General features: G+C 63.2%; 15 protein-coding genes and 1 tRNA gene. 11 read left to right on the top strand and 5 right to left on the bottom strand.

All coding sequences use genetic code 11. The features are described 5' to 3' along the window. Positions 1 to 59: 59 nt before the first annotated feature. The 3 genes from hisH to APH25_RS17645 all read right to left on the bottom strand — a co-directional run bounded on the left by hisH (position 60) and on the right by APH25_RS17645 (position 3,159). A complete protein-coding gene (gene hisH / locus APH25_RS17655; protein WP_060482824.1) occupies positions 60 to 698 on the bottom strand; it encodes an imidazole glycerol phosphate synthase subunit HisH in 639 nt (212 codons plus the stop codon). Beyond that, positions 699 to 1,292 carry an imidazoleglycerol-phosphate dehydratase HisB gene (gene hisB / locus APH25_RS17650; RefSeq protein ID WP_028635305.1) on the bottom strand — a complete coding sequence of 198 codons (594 nt, stop codon included), beginning with the start codon at positions 1,290 to 1,292 and terminating at the stop codon, positions 699 to 701. 205 nt (positions 1,293 to 1,497) lie between these two features. Continuing rightward, positions 1,498 to 3,159: an OFA family MFS transporter gene (locus tag APH25_RS17645; protein ID WP_028635306.1), complete on the bottom strand. Its 1,662-nt coding sequence runs from the start codon at positions 3,157 to 3,159 to the stop codon at positions 1,498 to 1,500. A gap of 257 nt (positions 3,160 to 3,416) precedes the next feature. On the opposite strand from APH25_RS17645, the gene APH25_RS17640 reads away from it, so the two are divergent. The 5 genes from APH25_RS17640 (at position 3,417) to ppk2 (ending at position 8,361) form a co-directional block, all read left to right on the top strand. Continuing rightward, positions 3,417 to 5,669, top strand: coding sequence for an AsmA family protein (locus tag APH25_RS17640; RefSeq protein WP_060482823.1), 2,253 nt, complete (start codon positions 3,417 to 3,419; stop codon positions 5,667 to 5,669). Further along, positions 5,666 to 6,730 (top strand): A/G-specific adenine glycosylase, encoded by a 1,065-nt coding sequence (mutY, locus tag APH25_RS17635; protein WP_060482822.1) that lies wholly within the window; start codon positions 5,666 to 5,668, stop codon positions 6,728 to 6,730. The genes APH25_RS17640 and mutY overlap by 4 nt, the downstream gene beginning before the upstream one ends. After that, entirely contained in the window at positions 6,730 to 7,002 is a 273-nt protein-coding gene (locus tag APH25_RS17630; protein WP_028635309.1) for an oxidative damage protection protein, read from the top strand. Before mutY ends, APH25_RS17630 begins: the two co-directional genes overlap by 1 nt. Before the next feature lie 90 nt (positions 7,003 to 7,092). Continuing rightward, a tRNA-Phe gene (locus APH25_RS17625) sits at positions 7,093 to 7,168 on the top strand. A 221-nt stretch (positions 7,169 to 7,389) separates the two neighbouring features. After that, a complete protein-coding gene (gene ppk2 / locus APH25_RS17620) occupies positions 7,390 to 8,361 on the top strand; it encodes a polyphosphate kinase 2 (protein WP_060482821.1) in 972 nt (323 codons plus the stop codon). Between the two features lie 11 nt (positions 8,362 to 8,372). On the opposite strand, the gene APH25_RS17615 is transcribed toward ppk2, so the two are convergent. Further along, on the bottom strand, positions 8,373 to 8,909 hold the full coding sequence (locus tag APH25_RS17615; protein WP_028635312.1) for a hypothetical protein: 537 nt from the start codon (positions 8,907 to 8,909) through the stop codon (positions 8,373 to 8,375). Positions 8,910 to 9,035: 126 nt separating this feature from the next. Here APH25_RS17615 and APH25_RS17610 point away from each other — a divergent pair, with 126 nt between their 5' ends. Beyond that, positions 9,036 to 9,479 carry a hypothetical protein gene (locus APH25_RS17610; protein WP_028635313.1) on the top strand — a complete coding sequence of 148 codons (444 nt, stop codon included), beginning with the start codon at positions 9,036 to 9,038 and terminating at the stop codon, positions 9,477 to 9,479. 120 nt (positions 9,480 to 9,599) lie between these two features. On the opposite strand, the gene gabP is transcribed toward APH25_RS17610, so the two are convergent. Then, positions 9,600 to 10,985 carry a GABA permease gene (gabP, locus tag APH25_RS17605; protein ID WP_028635314.1) on the bottom strand — a complete coding sequence of 462 codons (1,386 nt, stop codon included), beginning with the start codon at positions 10,983 to 10,985 and terminating at the stop codon, positions 9,600 to 9,602. Between the two features lie 639 nt (positions 10,986 to 11,624). On the opposite strand from gabP, the gene APH25_RS17600 reads away from it, so the two are divergent. The 5 genes from APH25_RS17600 (at position 11,625) to APH25_RS17580 (ending at position 15,933) form a co-directional block, all read left to right on the top strand. Next, positions 11,625 to 12,398: an ABC transporter ATP-binding protein gene (locus tag APH25_RS17600; protein WP_028635315.1), complete on the top strand. Its 774-nt coding sequence runs from the start codon at positions 11,625 to 11,627 to the stop codon at positions 12,396 to 12,398. Between the two features lie 11 nt (positions 12,399 to 12,409). Beyond that, complete coding sequence (locus APH25_RS17595) at positions 12,410 to 13,165, top strand: ABC transporter substrate-binding protein (RefSeq protein ID WP_060482820.1); 756 nt, start codon at positions 12,410 to 12,412, stop codon at positions 13,163 to 13,165. Positions 13,166 to 13,219: 54 nt separating this feature from the next. Next, on the top strand, positions 13,220 to 13,915 hold the full coding sequence (locus APH25_RS17590; protein ID WP_028635317.1) for an ABC transporter permease: 696 nt from the start codon (positions 13,220 to 13,222) through the stop codon (positions 13,913 to 13,915). Next, positions 13,912 to 14,601 (top strand): ABC transporter permease, encoded by a 690-nt coding sequence (locus APH25_RS17585; RefSeq protein ID WP_028635318.1) that lies wholly within the window; start codon positions 13,912 to 13,914, stop codon positions 14,599 to 14,601. Before APH25_RS17590 ends, APH25_RS17585 begins: the two co-directional genes overlap by 4 nt. A gap of 126 nt (positions 14,602 to 14,727) precedes the next feature. Beyond that, on the top strand, positions 14,728 to 15,933 hold the full coding sequence (locus APH25_RS17580; protein WP_060482819.1) for a methyltransferase: 1,206 nt from the start codon (positions 14,728 to 14,730) through the stop codon (positions 15,931 to 15,933). Positions 15,934 to 16,172 lie beyond the last annotated feature (239 nt).

Raw genomic sequence — 16,172 nt, 5'->3', positions numbered from 1 at the left:
GGTTGTTCGAGCTGCGCGCTCCTGCTTGGCGCTTGCAGCTCGAAGCTTGAAGCTGGGGTTTAAAAGCGCCCGTCCCAGGCAACGAAGTTCTGCAGCAGCTGCAGGCCATGGGTATGGCTTTTTTCCGGGTGGAACTGCACGGCGAAGCGTGAGCCATCGGCCAGGGCAGCGGCGAAGTCGACGCCGTAGTGGCCACGGCCGACTACCTGCCCCGGCTTGCCGGCGTTAATGTAGTAGCTGTGCACGAAGTAGAAGCGCGCCCGGTCAGGGATGTCGTGCCACAGCGGGTGGTCGATGCTCTGGCTGACTTCGTTCCAGCCCATGTGCGGCACCTTCAGGTGCTCGCCGTCTTCTTGCAGGCCTTTGCCAAAGAACCGCACCTGCCCAGGGAACATGCCGATGCAGTCGACACCATCGTTTTCTTCGCTGTGCTCCAGCAGGGCCTGCATGCCTACGCAGATACCCAGGAACGGGCGGTCCTGGCTGACTTCGCGCACCAGGCTGTCAAAGCCCAGGCGGCGGATTTCGGCCATGCAGTCGCGGATGGCGCCCACACCGGGGAACACCACGCGGTCAGCCTCACGGATGACCGCGGCGTCGCTGGTTACCACTACCTTGCCGGCACCGACGTGCTCCAGCGCCTTGGCCACCGAGTGCAGGTTGCCCATGCCATAGTCGATTACGGCTACCGTCTGCATTTACAGGCACCCTTTGGTGGATGGCATCTGCCCGGCCATGCGCTCGTCGAGGGTGATGGCCATGCGCAGCGCGCGGCCGAAAGCCTTGAACACGGTTTCGATCTGGTGGTGGGTGTTGTGGCCACGCAGGTTGTCGATGTGCAGCGTCACCAGGGCGTGGTTGACGAAGCCCTGGAAGAATTCCTGGAACAGGTCGACATCGAAGCCACCGACGCTGGCACGGGTATACGGCACATGCATCTGCAGGCCCGGGCGCCCGGAGAAGTCGATGACCACCCGCGACAGGGCTTCATCCAGCGGCACATAAGCGTGGCCATAGCGGAAGATGCCTTTCTTGTCGCCGATGGCCTGGGCGAACGCCATGCCCAGGGTGATACCGACGTCTTCGACGGTATGGTGATCGTCGATATGCAGGTCGCCCTTGCACTCGATATCCAGATCGATCAGCCCGTGGCGGGCGATCTGGTCCAGCATGTGTTCAAGGAAAGGCACACCGATATCGAATCGGGCCTTGCCACTGCCATCGAGGTTGATCGAGCACTTGACCTGGGTTTCCAGGGTGTTGCGCTCGACGGAAGCCTTACGTTCGACCATCACCAGCTCCGCAAAAATCATGGGGCGAAAAGGGCTCCATTATAGGCCCAGATGGCGCCGGCTTGGAACGCGCATGACATATGGCAGAGCCAGTAATTGCGGGGGATGGATGGCGTTACAGGTCTATACAAGCTGGGATGTGAGCATCGCGAGCAAGCTCGCTCCCACCGCAACCTACCCGGTGGGAACGCAGCCCGCGATCAGGTCAATGGAACAACACGGCAGTCTTCTGCAAGGTGATCCACACGCCCCACGCCAGCGGCACAACCACCACCGCCCACGCCAGCAACACCAACGGCAGGCTGCCCGGTGCTGGCTTCCACTCCAGCGAGCGTGCCTCATCGGCGCCCTTGTCGTGGCTGAGCGCACGCTCGGCGGCGAGTTCGGCATCGGTCATGAAGTGCTTGTCTGCCACCGGGCGTACCAGCATGTTGCAGATAAAGCCCAGCACCAGCAGGCCGGCCAGGATGTACAGCGTCATGTCGTAAGCCGCCGCCCGCGCCACGCCCGCCGCCAGCTGCGACTCGCGCAGGTAGGTAATGAGCACTGGCCCCAGTACACCCGCCGCCGCCCAGGCAGTCAGCAGGCGACCATGGATGGCACCGACCATCTGCGTACCAAACAGGTCAGCCAAGTAAGCCGGCACGGTGGCAAAGCCACCACCGTACATCGACAGGATGATGCAGAAGGCCGCGACGAACAGTGCCACGTTGCCCAGGTGCCCCATGTTCGGCACCAGGCTGTACAAGCCCACGCCCAGGGCAAAGAAGGCGAAGTAGGTGTTCTTGCGGCCGATGTAGTCCGAGAACGATGCCCAGAAGAACCGCCCACCAATGTTGAACAGGCTTAGCAAACCGGTGAAGCCCGCAGCGATGGCTGCAATCTGCGCCAGTTGCGCGGCGTTCAGTTCGCTGAAGGTAAGCTCGTTGCCCAGCAGCTTGCCCGCGAACACTTCCTGCAGCAGGGGCGAAGCCATGCCGATAATGCCGATACCGGCCGACACGTTCAGGCACAGCACTAGCCAGATCAACGCGAACTGCGGCGTTTTCCAGGCCACGCTGACGTGCACGTGGCGGTCGGTGACCATGCTGTTGCCTGCTTTCTTCGCAGGGGCAACCCAGCCTTCGGGCTTCCAGCCGGTTGGCGGCACCCGGTACGCCAGGGCGCCGGCGGTCATGAACACAAAGTAGATCGCCGCCATGGCCACGAAGCTCTGCCACACGCCCACTTCATGCGCGTTGCCGAAGTGGCCCATCAGCGCAGTGGCCAAGGGTGCACCCACCATCGCGCCGCCGCCAAAGCCCATGATCGCCATGCCGGTGGCCATGCCGCGTTTGTCCGGGAACCACTTGATCAGCGTCGAAACCGGCGAAATATAGCCCAGGCCCAGGCCGATACCGCCAATAACCCCAGAGCCCAGCCACATCAGCCACAGTTGATGGGTTTTCACGCCAATGGCAGAGATGAGCATGCCGCCGCACCAGCACAGGGCCGATACCAGGCCGGCTTTACGCGGACCCGCGTGCTCCAGCCAACCACCCAGCACGGCCGCCGAGCAGCCCAGGAAGACGAAGAACAGGGTGTAGATCCAGCTGAGCATCGAAATCGGCCAGTCGCAGTCGGCACTGAACAGCTTGGCGATGAAGCTCATGTCCGGGGCACACGCCACCGGTGCGCTGATTCCCAGGGCCTGGGACAGCGGCAGCCAGAACACCGAAAAGCCATAGGCCATGCCGATGCACAGGTGGATGGCCAGCGCCGCCGGCGGTACCAGCCAGCGGTTGAAGCCCGGCCGGGCGATAATGCGCTCCTTGGACAGGAAGCCTGGCGCGCTGGCCGGTGCCCCCGTCGAGACAGTACTACTCATGGACGTGATCCTTTTTTTATAGGTAAGTGCAGGCAAAGCGGCGCAAGGGTAGCAGCATCAGCGCTGGATGAAAGCAATCTGATATCGCTTATTGTGGCGCAGCTGAACCGGTCCTGCCTGGCAAGATCCAAACACTCCTCTGCTTGCCATAGCGGCAGTGCCGATTGAAGCCGTCCTATCCGATGCATGCGTAGGATAGGCGCTGCGGCGCTATACTCTGCCGCTTGAATTCAAAATCGGACTACAAGGACTCGCCCATGAAAGCGTTCGGCAAAATCCTGGGCCTCGGGCTTCTCGGGTTGTTGCTGATCATCGTGGCGCTGGGCTTCGCCCTGACCCACCTCTTCGATCCCAACGACTACAAAGACGAGATTCGCCAGCTGGCACGCGACAAGGCTCATGTGGAGCTGACCCTCAACGGGGACATCGGCTGGAGCCTGTTCCCATGGCTTGGGCTGGAGCTGCATGAAGCCAGCATCGCCACCCTGAACACGCCCAAGGAGCCCTTCGCCGACTTGCAGATGCTCGGCCTGTCTGTGCGCGTGCTGCCTTTGCTGCGTCGCGAAGTGCAGATGAGCGACGTGCGCGTCGAAGGCTTGAACCTGACCCTAGCACGCGACGAACAGGGCCATGGCAACTGGGAAGATATCGGCAAGCCGCTGCCGGCCCAGGGCGAGCCGGGCAAGGCTGCGCAAGCCGACGCCACACCTGCGGCCGGCGACCAACCTCGGCCTGCCGACGGCAACGAGCGCCCGGTGAAGCTGGATATCGACAGCCTCACCGTGAACAACGCCCGCGTGCAGTACACCGACGCGCGCACCGGCAACAGCTACAACGCCGAAAGCATCCAGCTGAGCACCGGCCCCGTGCATGAAGGCGTGAACATCCCGCTCAAGGCCAGCGCCTTCATCAGCGCCAGCCAGCCGAACATCAAGGCCCGCACCGAGCTTGCCGGCGAGCTGCGGTTTGACCGCAAGCTCAAGCGCTACAACCTGGAGGACATGCGCCTGTCGGGCGAAACCTCGGGTGAGCCTACCGGCGGCAAGACCGTAACCTTTGCCGCCCAGGGCCAACTGCTGCTGGACCAGGGCGCCAACGTCGCCTCGTGGAACGGCCTGAAGGTGTCGGCCAACCAGCTGCGCGCCCTTGGCGAGTTGAACCTGCGTGACCTGGACAAGGCGCCGCAAGTGAGCGGCGGCCTGTCCATCGCCCAGTTCGACCTGCGCGCGTTCATGGACAGCATCGGCCATCCGCTGCCGGCCACCAATGACGCCACGGCACTCACCAAGCTGGAGCTGGTGACCCGCCTGCAAGGCACGCAAGACAGCCTGGCCCTTGAAGACCTGGCAGTGAAGCTGGACGCCAGCGCCTTCACCGGCCGCGTAGCCATCGAGGACTTCGCCAAGCAAGCCCTGCGGGTGCAATTGAAGGGCGACACCTTCGACGCCGACCGCTATCTGCCGGCCAAAAGCCAGGAGGCCAAAGGCGCCACCGCCGCGCGCCAGGCCGAAGTGCAGCAGCAGGAGGCCAGTGCCGTGGCCGGTGCCGGCAGCACACCGCTGCCCAACGCCCCCACCCAGGTTGCCTGGAGCAGTGACAAGCTGCTGCCGGTGGACCGCCTGCGGGCCCTGGACCTGCAGGCCGACCTGAGCTTCGGCGCCTTGACCCTGGACAAGCTGCCGATCAGCAATGCCCGCCTTACCGCCAACGGCCAGGGCGGCCTGCTGACCCTGCAAACCCTGCGCGGTGACCTGTACAACGGCAGCTTCGAGGCCAAGGGCACGGTAGACGTGCGCCCTGCTGTGCCGCAACTGGGGGTGAACACCCGTATCCAGCGGGTGCCGGTGGAGCACTTCATCAAGACCGACGGCAAGCAGCAGACCCCGCCGCTGAAAGGCCTGCTGACCCTGTCCAGCGACCTGACGGCCACCGGCAACAGCCAGAAGGCGCTGGTGGACACCCTCAACGGCAACGCCAACTTCACCATCAATGACGGCGTGCTGGTCAATGCCAACCTGGAACAGCAGCTGTGCCAGGCCATCGCCACGCTCAACCGCAAGTCGCTCAGTGGCGAACCACGCGGCAAGGACACCCCGTTCCAGGAGCTGCGCGGCAGCGTGGTGGTGCGCAACGGTGTGGCCAGCAACCCCGACCTGAAGGTGCGTATCCCTGGCCTTACCGTGAACGGCCACGGTGACGTGGACCTGCGCGTGCTGGGCATGGACTACAACGTGGGCGTGATCGTGGAAGGCGACCAGCGCGCCATGCCCGACCCTGCCTGCCAGGTGAACGAACGCTACGTGGGTGTGGAACTGCCGCTGCGCTGCCGTGGCCCGCTGGAGCTGGGCGCCAAGGCCTGCCGCCTGGACCAGGAAGGCATGGGCAAGGTCGCGGCCAAGCTGGCCGGCAACCGCCTGAAGGACAAGATTGATGAAAAGCTCGATGAAAAACTCGGAGACAAAGTGAGCCCGGAACTTAAAGACGCGCTCAAGGGGCTGTTCAAGCGATGACCCCCGAGCAGTTCTCCAGCGCTGTGCTGGGCTGGTATGACCAGCACGGCCGCCACGACTTGCCCTGGCAACAGGGCATCAACCCGTACCGGGTGTGGGTGTCCGAAATCATGCTGCAACAAACCCAGGTGAGCACCGTGCTCAACTACTTCGACCGCTTCATGCAGGCGCTGCCGACCGTGCAGGCGCTGGCCGAAGCCCCAGAAGACGAAGTGCTGCACCTGTGGACGGGCCTGGGCTACTACACCCGCGCCCGCAACCTGCAGAAGGCCGCCAGAATGGTGGTAGAGCAGCACGGCGGCGAGTTCCCGCGCAGCGTCGAACAGCTCACCGAGCTGCCCGGCATCGGCCGCTCCACCGCCGGGGCCATCGCCAGCATCAGCATGGGCATCCGTGCGCCGATCCTGGACGGTAACGTGAAGCGCGTACTGGCGCGCTTCACCGCCCAGGCCGGCTACCCAGGCGAGCCCAAGGTCGCCAACCAGCTGTGGGCAACGGCCGAGCGCTTCACCCCGCAGCAGCGCGCCAACCACTACACCCAGGCGATGATGGACCTGGGGGCCACCCTGTGTACCCGCAGCAAGCCCAGTTGCCTGATCTGCCCGGTGCGCCGTGGCTGCGAGGCACACCTGCATGGTGAAGAAACCCGCTACCCCGAGCCCAAGCCACGCAAGGCGTTGCCGCAGCGGCGCACGCTGATGCCGCTGCTGGCCAATGCCAAGGGCGACATCCTGCTGTACCGCCGCCCCTCCAGCGGCCTGTGGGGCGGGTTGTGGAGCCTGCCGGAGCTGGACGACATCGCCCAGCTCGACGACCTGGCCTACCAGCACGGCCTGCGCCTGGCGGGTAGCCGCGCCCTGGGCGGCCTTACCCACACGTTCAGCCACTTCCAGCTGGCCATCGAGCCTTGGCTGGTGCGCGTCGACCCGGTCGGCGAGCACGTGGCCGAGGCCGACTGGCTCTGGTATAACCTCGCCACCCCACCCCGCCTGGGCCTCGCTGCCCCGGTGAAGAAGCTGCTGAAACGTGCAGCCGACGAACTGATTGCAGGAGATGCCTGATGACCCGCACCGTGATGTGCCGCAAGTACAACGAAGAACTGCCCGGCCTGGACCGCCCGCCCTACCCCGGCGCCAAGGGCCAGGACATCTTCGATCACATCTCGCAGAAGGCCTGGGCCGACTGGCAGAAACACCAGACCATGCTGATCAACGAAAAGCGCCTGAACATGATGAACGCCGAGGACCGCAAATTCCTCCAGGCCGAGATGGACAAGTTTTTCGCCGGCGAAGAGTACGCCCAGGCCGAAGGCTACGTGCCACCCTCGGAATGACCCCAAGGAACGTAAGCGACGGAATTGATTTAAAATTTTTTCAAAAAGTCGTTGACGAGCGGTCTGAAAGTCTATTTAATTCACCTCGTCGCCCAGATAGCTCAGTCGGTAGAGCAGAGGATTGAAAATCCTCGTGTCGGCGGTTCGACTCCGTCTCTGGGCACCACCTTCAGCTTCTGGTGGTTGCAAAGTTACCCGAAGCGACAACAAAAAACCCGCCTAGTGCGGGTTTTTTGTTGTCCGTGAAAAATGATTGCCGTGTTCGCAGACGTTTAATGGCCACCCCTCGCAGATACCAGTGGCCTGTCTTGACCAACATCAAAAAGCCATCCCTTCCTCACCCTTAGCATGTCTTGTGGAACCCGTACCGACTGCGCAAGGACCTCCATGAGCGAAGACGCCCCCCTGCAACTCCCCGCCCCCGCCCCATCCGCCGCCACCCCCACACGCACGCGCCGCCCTCGTCAGCGCAAGCCTGAACCTGCCATCACCCAGGTCAGCCAGGCACCCGCCGCGCTTGAAGTGGCCAGCGCGCCCAAGGGCAGCACCGAAGACAGCACCTCGGCCCGGCTACCGGCGAGCTACCCGTACCGCACGCGGCTGCGACGCCAGGATTACGAAAAGGCCAAGCACGCCCTGCAAATCGAACTGCTGAAGGTACAGAGCTGGGTGAAGGACACCGGGCAGCGGGTAGTGATTCTGTTCGAAGGGCGCGACGCGGCTGGCAAGGGCGGGACCATCAAGCGCTTCATGGAACACCTGAACCCGAGGGGTGCGCGCATCGTTGCCCTGGAAAAGCCCTCGGAACAGGAAAAGGGCCAGTGGTACTTCCAGCGCTATGTGCAGCATTTGCCCACGGCCGGGGAAATGGTGTTCTTCGACCGCTCCTGGTACAACCGCGCCGGGGTCGAGCGGGTGATGGACTTCTGCACGCCGCTGCAGTACCTGGAATTCATGCGCCAGGCGCCAGACCTGGAGCGCATGCTGTGCAACAGCGGCATTCTGCTGTTCAAGTACTGGTTCTCGGTAAACCGCGAAGAGCAGCTGCGCCGCTTCATCTCGCGCCGCGACGACCCGCTGAAGCACTGGAAGCTGTCGCCCATCGACATCAAGTCGCTGGACAAGTGGGAAGACTACACCGCCGCCAAGGAGGCCATGTTCTTCCACACCGACACCGCAGATGCGCCCTGGACGGTGATCAAGTCCGATGACAAGAAACGCGCGCGCATCAACTGCATCCGCCACTTCCTGCACTCGCTGGACTACCCCGGCAAAGACCACCGCGTGGCCCACGCGCCGGATGCCCTGCTGGTAGGCCGGGCATCACGCGGTTTCGAGGAAGATGAAGCGGTGGCGTAACCCGCCTGGCCTTAGAAGTTGGCGATGGCGCTGCAGTATTCGGCTTTGTGCCGGGGCACCTGATCGGTGCTGCCCAGGCGCTTGAGCGTGCCGCCACAGGCGCTGTAACCACGCAGTACCAGCTCGTAGTCGGCGCCTTTTTCCGGCACGAACCAGAACATGCCCAGGCAGTTTTCCACGGTGCCGTATGCCGGGGAACTGCCGCCGTCCAGAAAGTGCAAGGTGAAGGGCTTGCCGGCCGGCACCAGCACTTCGCTAACAGCATCCCCCCTGCCCACAGCCGCGCCGGCAGGCATGCCCAGGGTTTCGCCGTTACGGTCGGCGAAGCCCTTTTTCGGTACAGCAATCACGCCTGCACCGGGGCTGTACCAATCCACGCAATCCTTCTCGGGCACCGCCCGCACCATGCCATTGGCGATGACGCGCAGGCGTGCGGTGTCCCCGGCAGTGGGTGAGCCATAGGGCGTGTTGAACGATTTGACGGCAGCAATGTTGCCACAGCCGGCCAGGGCAACGGCCAGCAGGCCGGCTAATACGGGTACTTTCATCCGTGAAGGTCCAGGGAGGTGATGAAGTGTGGGTAGTGTGTCTGAGACCTGCCGAAGCTGCTTGGGTTTCGCAGGCATCTGCGCTTCAATACGCACTTTTCACGGCACCCCCAAAGGACTCCACTCATGGCCACCTCCACCAAGCAACAGAAACGCGCCAAGCGCGCTGCCACCAAGGCCAAGCAGAACCGCATGGTCCGCAGCGGCCAGGCGGTCAAGGCCAGTGCCGGCGACAGCGCCAGTGTTCAGCAGGTGTACGACAAGGCCATGGAGTCGGGCAGTTACGAGCCGCTGTTCAAGAAGATGAAGGAAGCCCAGGAGGACGGCCTGGTCCCGATGATTTCGGTGTTCCTGGTAGACCCGTTGCTGGCCCTGGTGCTCAAGGGGCACAAGGAAGAACACGCCACCGACTACATCGTGCTGGTGTTCAGCGCCTACCGTAAGTGGCTCGACGGTGCTGATGAAGACACCACCATGGCATGGCTGGAAAGTGATGAGTTCCAGAATGCCTATATCACCGCTTCCGAGCTTGTGGCCAAACAGCAGCAACAGCAGAAGCAGTTCGGCTGACAGCGCCCCAACAGCCCCGCCCACCCTGTGGGAGCGGGTTCACCCGCGAAGAAGCCAGCACAGGCAAAAAAAGGCCGCACCCTCAACAGGGCGCGGCCTTTTCGTTGCAGCCAGCGCGGGTCAGTTATCCAGCGCCACCCGCCCTGCAGCTTCACGCTTGCGATGCACCAGCAGCCCCGCCGCCACTACCGCAATGCTCAGCAATGCGGTGGCGATGATTTCGATACGGTGGTCTTCACGCAGCGCCATCACGCCCAGTACCGCAACGATGAAGGCAATGGTGGCCCAGGTCAGCCCCGGGAACAGCCACATCTTGAAGGCGATCTTCTCGCCACGGGCTTCACGCTGGGCCCGCATGCGCAGTTGCGACACGGCAATCACCAGGTACACCAGCAGCGCGATGGCGCCAGAACTGGCCAGCAGGAACTCGAACACCTGCGCCGGGGCCAGGAAGTTGGCGAACACACACAGGAAAGCCGCAGCCGTGGACAGCAATACCGCCACATGCGGGGTCGCTGCCTTGGTGGTGCGCTGAGCCATGGCCGGTGCGTCGCCGCGCTTGCTCAGGGAGAACAGCATGCGCGAAGAGGTGTACAGCGCCGAGTTGAGGCAGCTGGTCACCGCGATCAGTACCACGATATCGACGATCAGCTTGGCATTCGGCACACCGATACGGCTGAGCACGGTCTGGTACGAACCGGTTTCTGCCAGGGCCGGGTCGTTCCACGGCACAAGGGCAACAACCAGGAAGATGGACACCAGGTAGAACAGGCAGATACGCCAGATCACCGAGTTGGTGGCACGGCTGATCTGCTTGCCCGGGTCCTTGGACTCGGCCGCCGCGATGGTGACGATTTCAGTACCCATGAACGAGAACATGGTGGTCAGCATGGCTGCCAGCACCGCGCCCAGGCCATTGGGCATGAAGCCCTGGGTGTCGAACAGGTGGCTGATACCGCTGACCTGGCTGCTGGGCACCAGGCCGAACATGGCCACGCAGCCCACCACGATGAAGCCGATGATGGCCAGCACTTTCAGCAGCGCGAACCAGAATTCGAACTCGCCGTAGTTCTTCACGCTGAACAGGTTGGTGACGGTGAGTGCCAGGGTAATGATCAGCGAGAACGCCCACAGGTCTACCGCAGGGAACCAGGCATGCAGAATGGCCGCCGCCGCGTTGGCTTCCAGCGGGATCACCAGCACCCAGAACCACCAGTACAGCCAGCCGATGGTGAAGCCCGCCCAACGCCCGATGGCGCGGTCGGCATAGGTGGAAAACGAACCCGTGTCGGGTGAGGCGACCGCCATTTCACCCAGCATGCGCATCACCAGCACCACCAGCGTACCGGCAGCCGCATAGGCCAGCAGTACGGCGGGGCCGGCAGCGGCAATGGCATGGCCGGAGCCGACGAAGAGGCCGGCACCGATGACGCCAGCGATAGACAGCATGGTCACATGCCGTTGTTTGAGCCCCTGAGCGAGGTCGTTGGAATTGTTACCGCTCATAAAACTACCTTTGTAAGGAGTGGACCACATCGATTGCGAGTCAGGCGTGCCCTGGGTTGAGGTGGGCAACGCTGCAATCTGCGGTTTCGTACTGGCAATAAGCGCGCCATGTGCCAACCCACCGCACCAAGATTGTGCGTAAGCCTTGATTGACGCGGGATGGAGCGCATTCGGCCAGCCCGTGACCGAATCATCGCCGAATCATCGGATTACGGAAATACCCACTTACAAATGCACCACGGGTGCCCCTCGGTAACACCCACGCACCATAGCGAGGCAAAAAAGTGCAACCGGGAGGTACAACCACGACGCCGTTTTACACGCTTGCCAGGTGCAGCCCTGCATCAGTGGAGCGCTGCCCGCGTGGTCAGGTTTACTCAGCAAACGGTCCGAAAGCGCTTCCCTGAGCCGGCCAAAACTGGCACCATCGCGCCTTTTTTCATCAAGGCTCAGGTGCCGGGCGACAACGCGGGTGGACATCCGCGCGACGTTGCGCTGCAACGATGCGACAAACTGCCCCACCAAGGCCCAGACTGCCCGGCAACCCTGTTGGCCGTCATAATGCCGCTATGCTAGCTTGGCGCACGCCAGGAAGGCCGCCAACAGCTGGGAACGCACCCGAACACATGAGGACCGCACATGGCTCAGGCCACGCCCGCGCTGGAAATCCGCAACCTGCACAAACGCTACGGCGAGCAGGAAATTCTCAAGGGCATTTCGCTGACCGCACGCGACGGTGACGTGATCTCCATCCTGGGGTCGTCCGGCTCCGGCAAGTCCACCCTGCTGCGCTGCATCAACCTGCTGGAAAACCCGCACCAGGGGGAAATCCTGGTTGCCGGTGAAGCACTCAAGCTCAAGGCCGCGAAAAACGGCGACCTGATCGCTGCCGACAACCGCCAGATCAACCGCCTGCGCAGCGAAATCGGCTTCGTCTTCCAGAACTTCAACCTGTGGCCACACATGTCCATCCTCGACAACATCATCGAGGCCCCACGCCGCGTCCTCGGCCAGAGCAAGGCCGAAGCCGTGGAGGCAGCCGAAGCGCTGCTGAACAAGGTGGGTATCTACGACAAGCGCCACAGCTACCCCGCCCAGCTTTCCGGTGGCCAGCAACAGCGCGCCGCCATTGCCCGTACCCTGGCCATGAAACCCAAGGTGATCCTGTTCGACGAGCCCACGTCGGCCCTCGACCCGGAAATGGTCCAGGAAGTGCTAAACGTTATCCGCGCATTGGCCGAAGAAGGCCGTACCATGCTGCTGGTGACGCACGAGATGAACTTTGCCCGCCAGGTGTCCAGTGAAGTGGTCTTCCTGCACCAGGGCCTGGTCGAAGAGCAGGGATCGCCGCAGCAGGTCTTCGAAAACCCGACCTCGGCGCGTTGCAAGCAATTCATGTCCAGCCACCGCTAACGGAGCAATACATGCAAACCTACAAGAAGTTTCTCCTGGCCGCTGCAGCCACCCTGGTGATGTCGGCCAACGCCCTGGCCGCAGAAAAACTGCGCATGGGTATCGAAGCGGCCTACCCGCCGTTCAACAACAAGGACGCCAGCGGCAACGTCGTGGGCTTCGACAAGGACATCGGCGACGCCCTGTGCGCCAAGATGAAGGTCGAGTGCTCGGTGGTCACCTCCGACTGGGACGGCATCATCCCGGCCCTGAACGCCAAGAAGTTCGACTTCCTGGTGTCGTCGCTGTCGATCACCGACGAGCGCAAGCAGGCTGTGGACTTCACCGACCCCTACTACTCCAACAAGCTGCAGTTCATCGCGCCGAAAAACGTCGACTTCAAAACCGACAAGGCCTACCTGAAGGGCAAGACCATCGGCACCCAGCGCGCCACCCTGGCGGGCACCTGGCTTGAAGACAACTACGGCAGCGACCTGGACATCAAGCTGTACGACACCCAGGAAAACGCCTACCTCGACCTGGTCGCCGGCCGCATCGACAGCATCCTGGCCGACAAGTACGTGCAGTACGAGTGGCTGAAAAGCAAGGACGGCTCCAACTTCGAGTTCAAGGGCGAGCCGGTGGTGGACAGCGACAAGATCGGCATCGCCGTGCGCAAGGGTGACACCAAGCTGCGCGACGACCTGAACAAGGCCCTGGCCGAAATCAAGGCCGACGGCACGTACAAGAAGATCAACGACAAGTACTTCCCGTTCAGCATCGAATGACCCGCCCCGACCGGCGCGCCCTTGCGGCGCGCCAGTCCCTAAAATGACCTGCCCATGAATATCGACCTGCACGGATTCGGCCCGGCCATGATGGCCGGCACCCTGATGACCGTAAAACTGGCGCTTTGCGCCTTGCTGCTGGGGCTGGTGCTGGGCCTGCTCGGCGCCCTGGCCAAGACTTCCTCGATCAAGCCGCTGCAGTGGCTTGGCGGCTTCTACTCCACCCTGGTACGTGGCATACCCGAACTGCTGTGGGTGCTGCTGATCTATTTCGGCACCGTCGGCCTGATGAGCAGCCTGGGCGATGCCCTGAACATGCCGGGCCTGGAGCTGAGTGCATTTGCCGCCGGCGTCATCGCCCTGGGCCTGTGCTTTGGCGCCTATGCCACCGAGGTGTTCCGCGGCGCCATCCTGGCCATCCCCAAAGGGCACCGCGAGGCCGGCCTGGCCTTGGGCATGACCAAGGGGCGTATCCTGTCGCGCATCATCCTGCCGCAGATGTGGCGCATCGCCCTGCCCGGCCTGGGCAACCTGTTCATGATCCTGATGAAGGACACCGCCCTGGTGTCGGTGATCGGCCTTGAAGAAATCATGCGCCACGCGCAAATCGGCGTGACCGTGACCAAGGAGCCCTTCACCTTCTACATGGTCGCCGCCTGCATCTACCTGGGCCTGACCATCATTGCCATGACCGGCATGCACTTCATGGAAAAACGCGCCGCTCGCGGCTTCGCGAGGGCCGAACAATGAATTGGGAAGTGATCATCAAGTGGCTGCCCCGCCTGGCACAGGGCGCCACGCTCACGCTGGAGCTGGTGGCCATTGCCGTGGTGGCCGGGCTGATTCTGGCCATCCCGCTGGGCATCGCCCGCTCTTCGCGCCACTGGTACGTGCGCGCCGTGCCGTTCAGCTACATCTTCTTCTTCCGCGGCACACCGCTGCTGGTGCAGCTGTTTCTGGTGTACTACGGCCTGGCCCAGTTCGACGCCGTGCGCAGCAGTTCGCTGTGGCCGTACCTGCGCGACCCGTTCTGGTGCACGGTGCTGACCATGACCCTGCACACTGCTGCCTACATCGCCGAGATCCTGCGCGGCGCGCTGCAGTCCATCCCCAAGGGTGAGATCGAGGCGGCGCGGGCGCTGGGCATGTCGCGGGGCAAGACCCTGTTCTACATCATGCTGCCCCGGGCCGCGCGCATCGGCCTGCCGGCGTACAGCAACGAAGTGATCCTGATGCTCAAGGCCAGCGCCCTGGCCAGTACGGTGACCCTGCTGGAACTGACCGGCATGGCCCGTACCATCATCGCCCGCACCTACCTGCCGGTGGAAATCTTCTTTGCTGCCGGCCTGTTCTACCTGCTGATCTCGTTCCTGCTGGTGCAGGGCTTCAAGTTGCTGGAGCGCTGGTTGCGGGTGGACGCCTGCCAAGGTCGCTGACCCCGCACCGCCCCTTTCGCGGGTGAACCCGCTCCCACAGGCCCCTCACAGGCTTCCAACCTGTGCCAACCCTGTGGGAGCGGGTTCACCCGCGAAAAGGCCCTCAAACCCTACAACCATCTCCCCATGCCCAACCACCTCCACAGCCACCACCTAAGCACCCGCTTCCTGGCCCTCGACCAGTTCCTGGTGGAGCACCAACAGCTGTGGAAACCGCGCCCCTTCACTACCCTGCAACTAGGCTGGGAGGCCGCCCACCCAGAACTGGCCGCCCACCTGCGTCAATGTTCCCTGGCAGACGCCGAAGCCGACAGCACCTCTGGCCGCATGCCCGCCCCCTTCCCGCAACTGGCCGAGCAAGCCCAACAGCTCGCCACGCTCGGCAGCCTGCCCAAGGCCGAACTGCCGCCAGCCGCCCACCGCCTGGACGTCGCCGTTCCCGGCCGCAAATGGCAGCAGATCGAAGCCTTCGCCAGCCACCTGGCCTTCAGCGCCCAGCCCCACCGGTGGCTGGACTGGTGCGCAGGCAAAGGCCACCTCGGCCGCCGCCTGCTGCAACCCGGCCAGCAACTGACGTGCCTGGAATACGACGCCGAACTGGTCGCAGCCGGCCAGGCACTGAGCACCCATCACCATTTGCCCGCGCAACACCTGCATCAGGATGTGATGGCACCCGAAAGCGCCAGGCATCTGCATTCGGACACCAGCGTGGTCGCTCTACATGCCTGCGGCGACCTGCACGTGCGCCTGCTGCGGCTGGCCAGCGAGCAAGGCTGCCGGCAGCTGGCCGTAGCCCCATGCTGCTACAACCGTATCGCCACACCGAGTTACCAGACGTTATCCACAGCTGCACGCGCTTCCAGCCTGCACCTGTCGCTGGACGACCTGGGTTTGCCCCTGAGTGAAACCGTCACCGCAGGTGCCCGCGTGCGCCGCCAGCGTGATACCTCCATGGCGCGCCGGCTCGGTTTCGACCTGCTTCAACGCCAGCAACGCGGGGCGGATGAGTACCTGCCGACGCCATCGCTGCCCGTGGCCTGGCTGAGCAAACCGTTCGAGCAGTATTGCCGTGATCTGGCGGCACTCAAGCACGTACCCATTCACGTTGAACCGAACTGGGTCGCGCTGGAAGCGGCGGGCTGGCAGCGCCTGGCCGAGGTTCGCAACCTGGAGCGCGTACGCAACCTGTTCCGCCGCCCGTTGGAGCTGTGGCTGGTACTGGACCGCGCCCTGTACCTGGCAGAACAGGGTTACGACGTACGCGTAGGGTTGTTTTGCGACCATCCCTTGACCCCGCGCAACCTTCTGATCCTTGCCGAGCGCGGCAGATAGCCGCAGAAAAACCTGTGGATAACTCTGTGAACAAGCTTGTGATTACCTGTTGGAGCCAAGCGCTATTTCCAGCACGTGGCTTATTCCTTCAGGTACCGCAAGGCCAGCAAAAACAGGCATTTGCGCAAAGACAAGTGGCACAGCAAGGCGGCATGCATTTCGCGCAGGTAGGTGATGCCGCTTGTGCATAAGCGATTTTGGCGGTAGCCCAATTGGGTAACGGCTGCAAGGTGTTCGAC

It is taken from the genome of Pseudomonas sp. NBRC 111119 (assembly GCF_001320125.1).
Taxonomy (GTDB): Bacteria; Pseudomonadota; Gammaproteobacteria; order Pseudomonadales; family Pseudomonadaceae; genus Aquipseudomonas; species Aquipseudomonas parafulva.
The sequence above is the reverse complement of the archived record's forward strand: the minus strand, read 5'-3'. Positions and strand labels throughout refer to the sequence as shown.

What these genes read in the sequence shown, in the direction of transcription:
- APH25_RS17630 (WP_028635309.1), top strand. Translation starts at nt 6,730, where the DNA reads ATGACCCGCACCGTGATGTGCCGCAAGTACAACGAAGAACTGCCCGGC.
- gabP (WP_028635314.1), bottom strand. Translation starts at nt 10,985, where the DNA reads ATGAGCGGTAACAATTCCAACGACCTCGCTCAGGGGCTCAAACAACGG.
- APH25_RS17600 (WP_028635315.1), top strand. Translation starts at nt 11,625, where the DNA reads ATGGCTCAGGCCACGCCCGCGCTGGAAATCCGCAACCTGCACAAACGC.
- APH25_RS17590 (WP_028635317.1), top strand. Translation starts at nt 13,220, where the DNA reads ATGAATATCGACCTGCACGGATTCGGCCCGGCCATGATGGCCGGCACC.
- APH25_RS17595 (WP_060482820.1), top strand. Translation starts at nt 12,410, where the DNA reads ATGCAAACCTACAAGAAGTTTCTCCTGGCCGCTGCAGCCACCCTGGTG.
- APH25_RS17585 (WP_028635318.1), top strand. Translation starts at nt 13,912, where the DNA reads ATGAATTGGGAAGTGATCATCAAGTGGCTGCCCCGCCTGGCACAGGGC.
- APH25_RS17640 (WP_060482823.1), top strand. Translation starts at nt 3,417, where the DNA reads ATGAAAGCGTTCGGCAAAATCCTGGGCCTCGGGCTTCTCGGGTTGTTG.
- APH25_RS17645 (WP_028635306.1), bottom strand. Translation starts at nt 3,159, where the DNA reads ATGAGTAGTACTGTCTCGACGGGGGCACCGGCCAGCGCGCCAGGCTTC.
- ppk2 (WP_060482821.1), top strand. Translation starts at nt 7,390, where the DNA reads ATGAGCGAAGACGCCCCCCTGCAACTCCCCGCCCCCGCCCCATCCGCC.
- hisH (WP_060482824.1), bottom strand. Translation starts at nt 698, where the DNA reads ATGCAGACGGTAGCCGTAATCGACTATGGCATGGGCAACCTGCACTCG.
- mutY (WP_060482822.1), top strand. Translation starts at nt 5,666, where the DNA reads ATGACCCCCGAGCAGTTCTCCAGCGCTGTGCTGGGCTGGTATGACCAG.
- APH25_RS17615 (WP_028635312.1), bottom strand. Translation starts at nt 8,909, where the DNA reads ATGAAAGTACCCGTATTAGCCGGCCTGCTGGCCGTTGCCCTGGCCGGC.
- APH25_RS17610 (WP_028635313.1), top strand. Translation starts at nt 9,036, where the DNA reads ATGGCCACCTCCACCAAGCAACAGAAACGCGCCAAGCGCGCTGCCACC.
- hisB (WP_028635305.1), bottom strand. Translation starts at nt 1,292, where the DNA reads ATGGTCGAACGTAAGGCTTCCGTCGAGCGCAACACCCTGGAAACCCAG.
- APH25_RS17580 (WP_060482819.1), top strand. Translation starts at nt 14,728, where the DNA reads ATGCCCAACCACCTCCACAGCCACCACCTAAGCACCCGCTTCCTGGCC.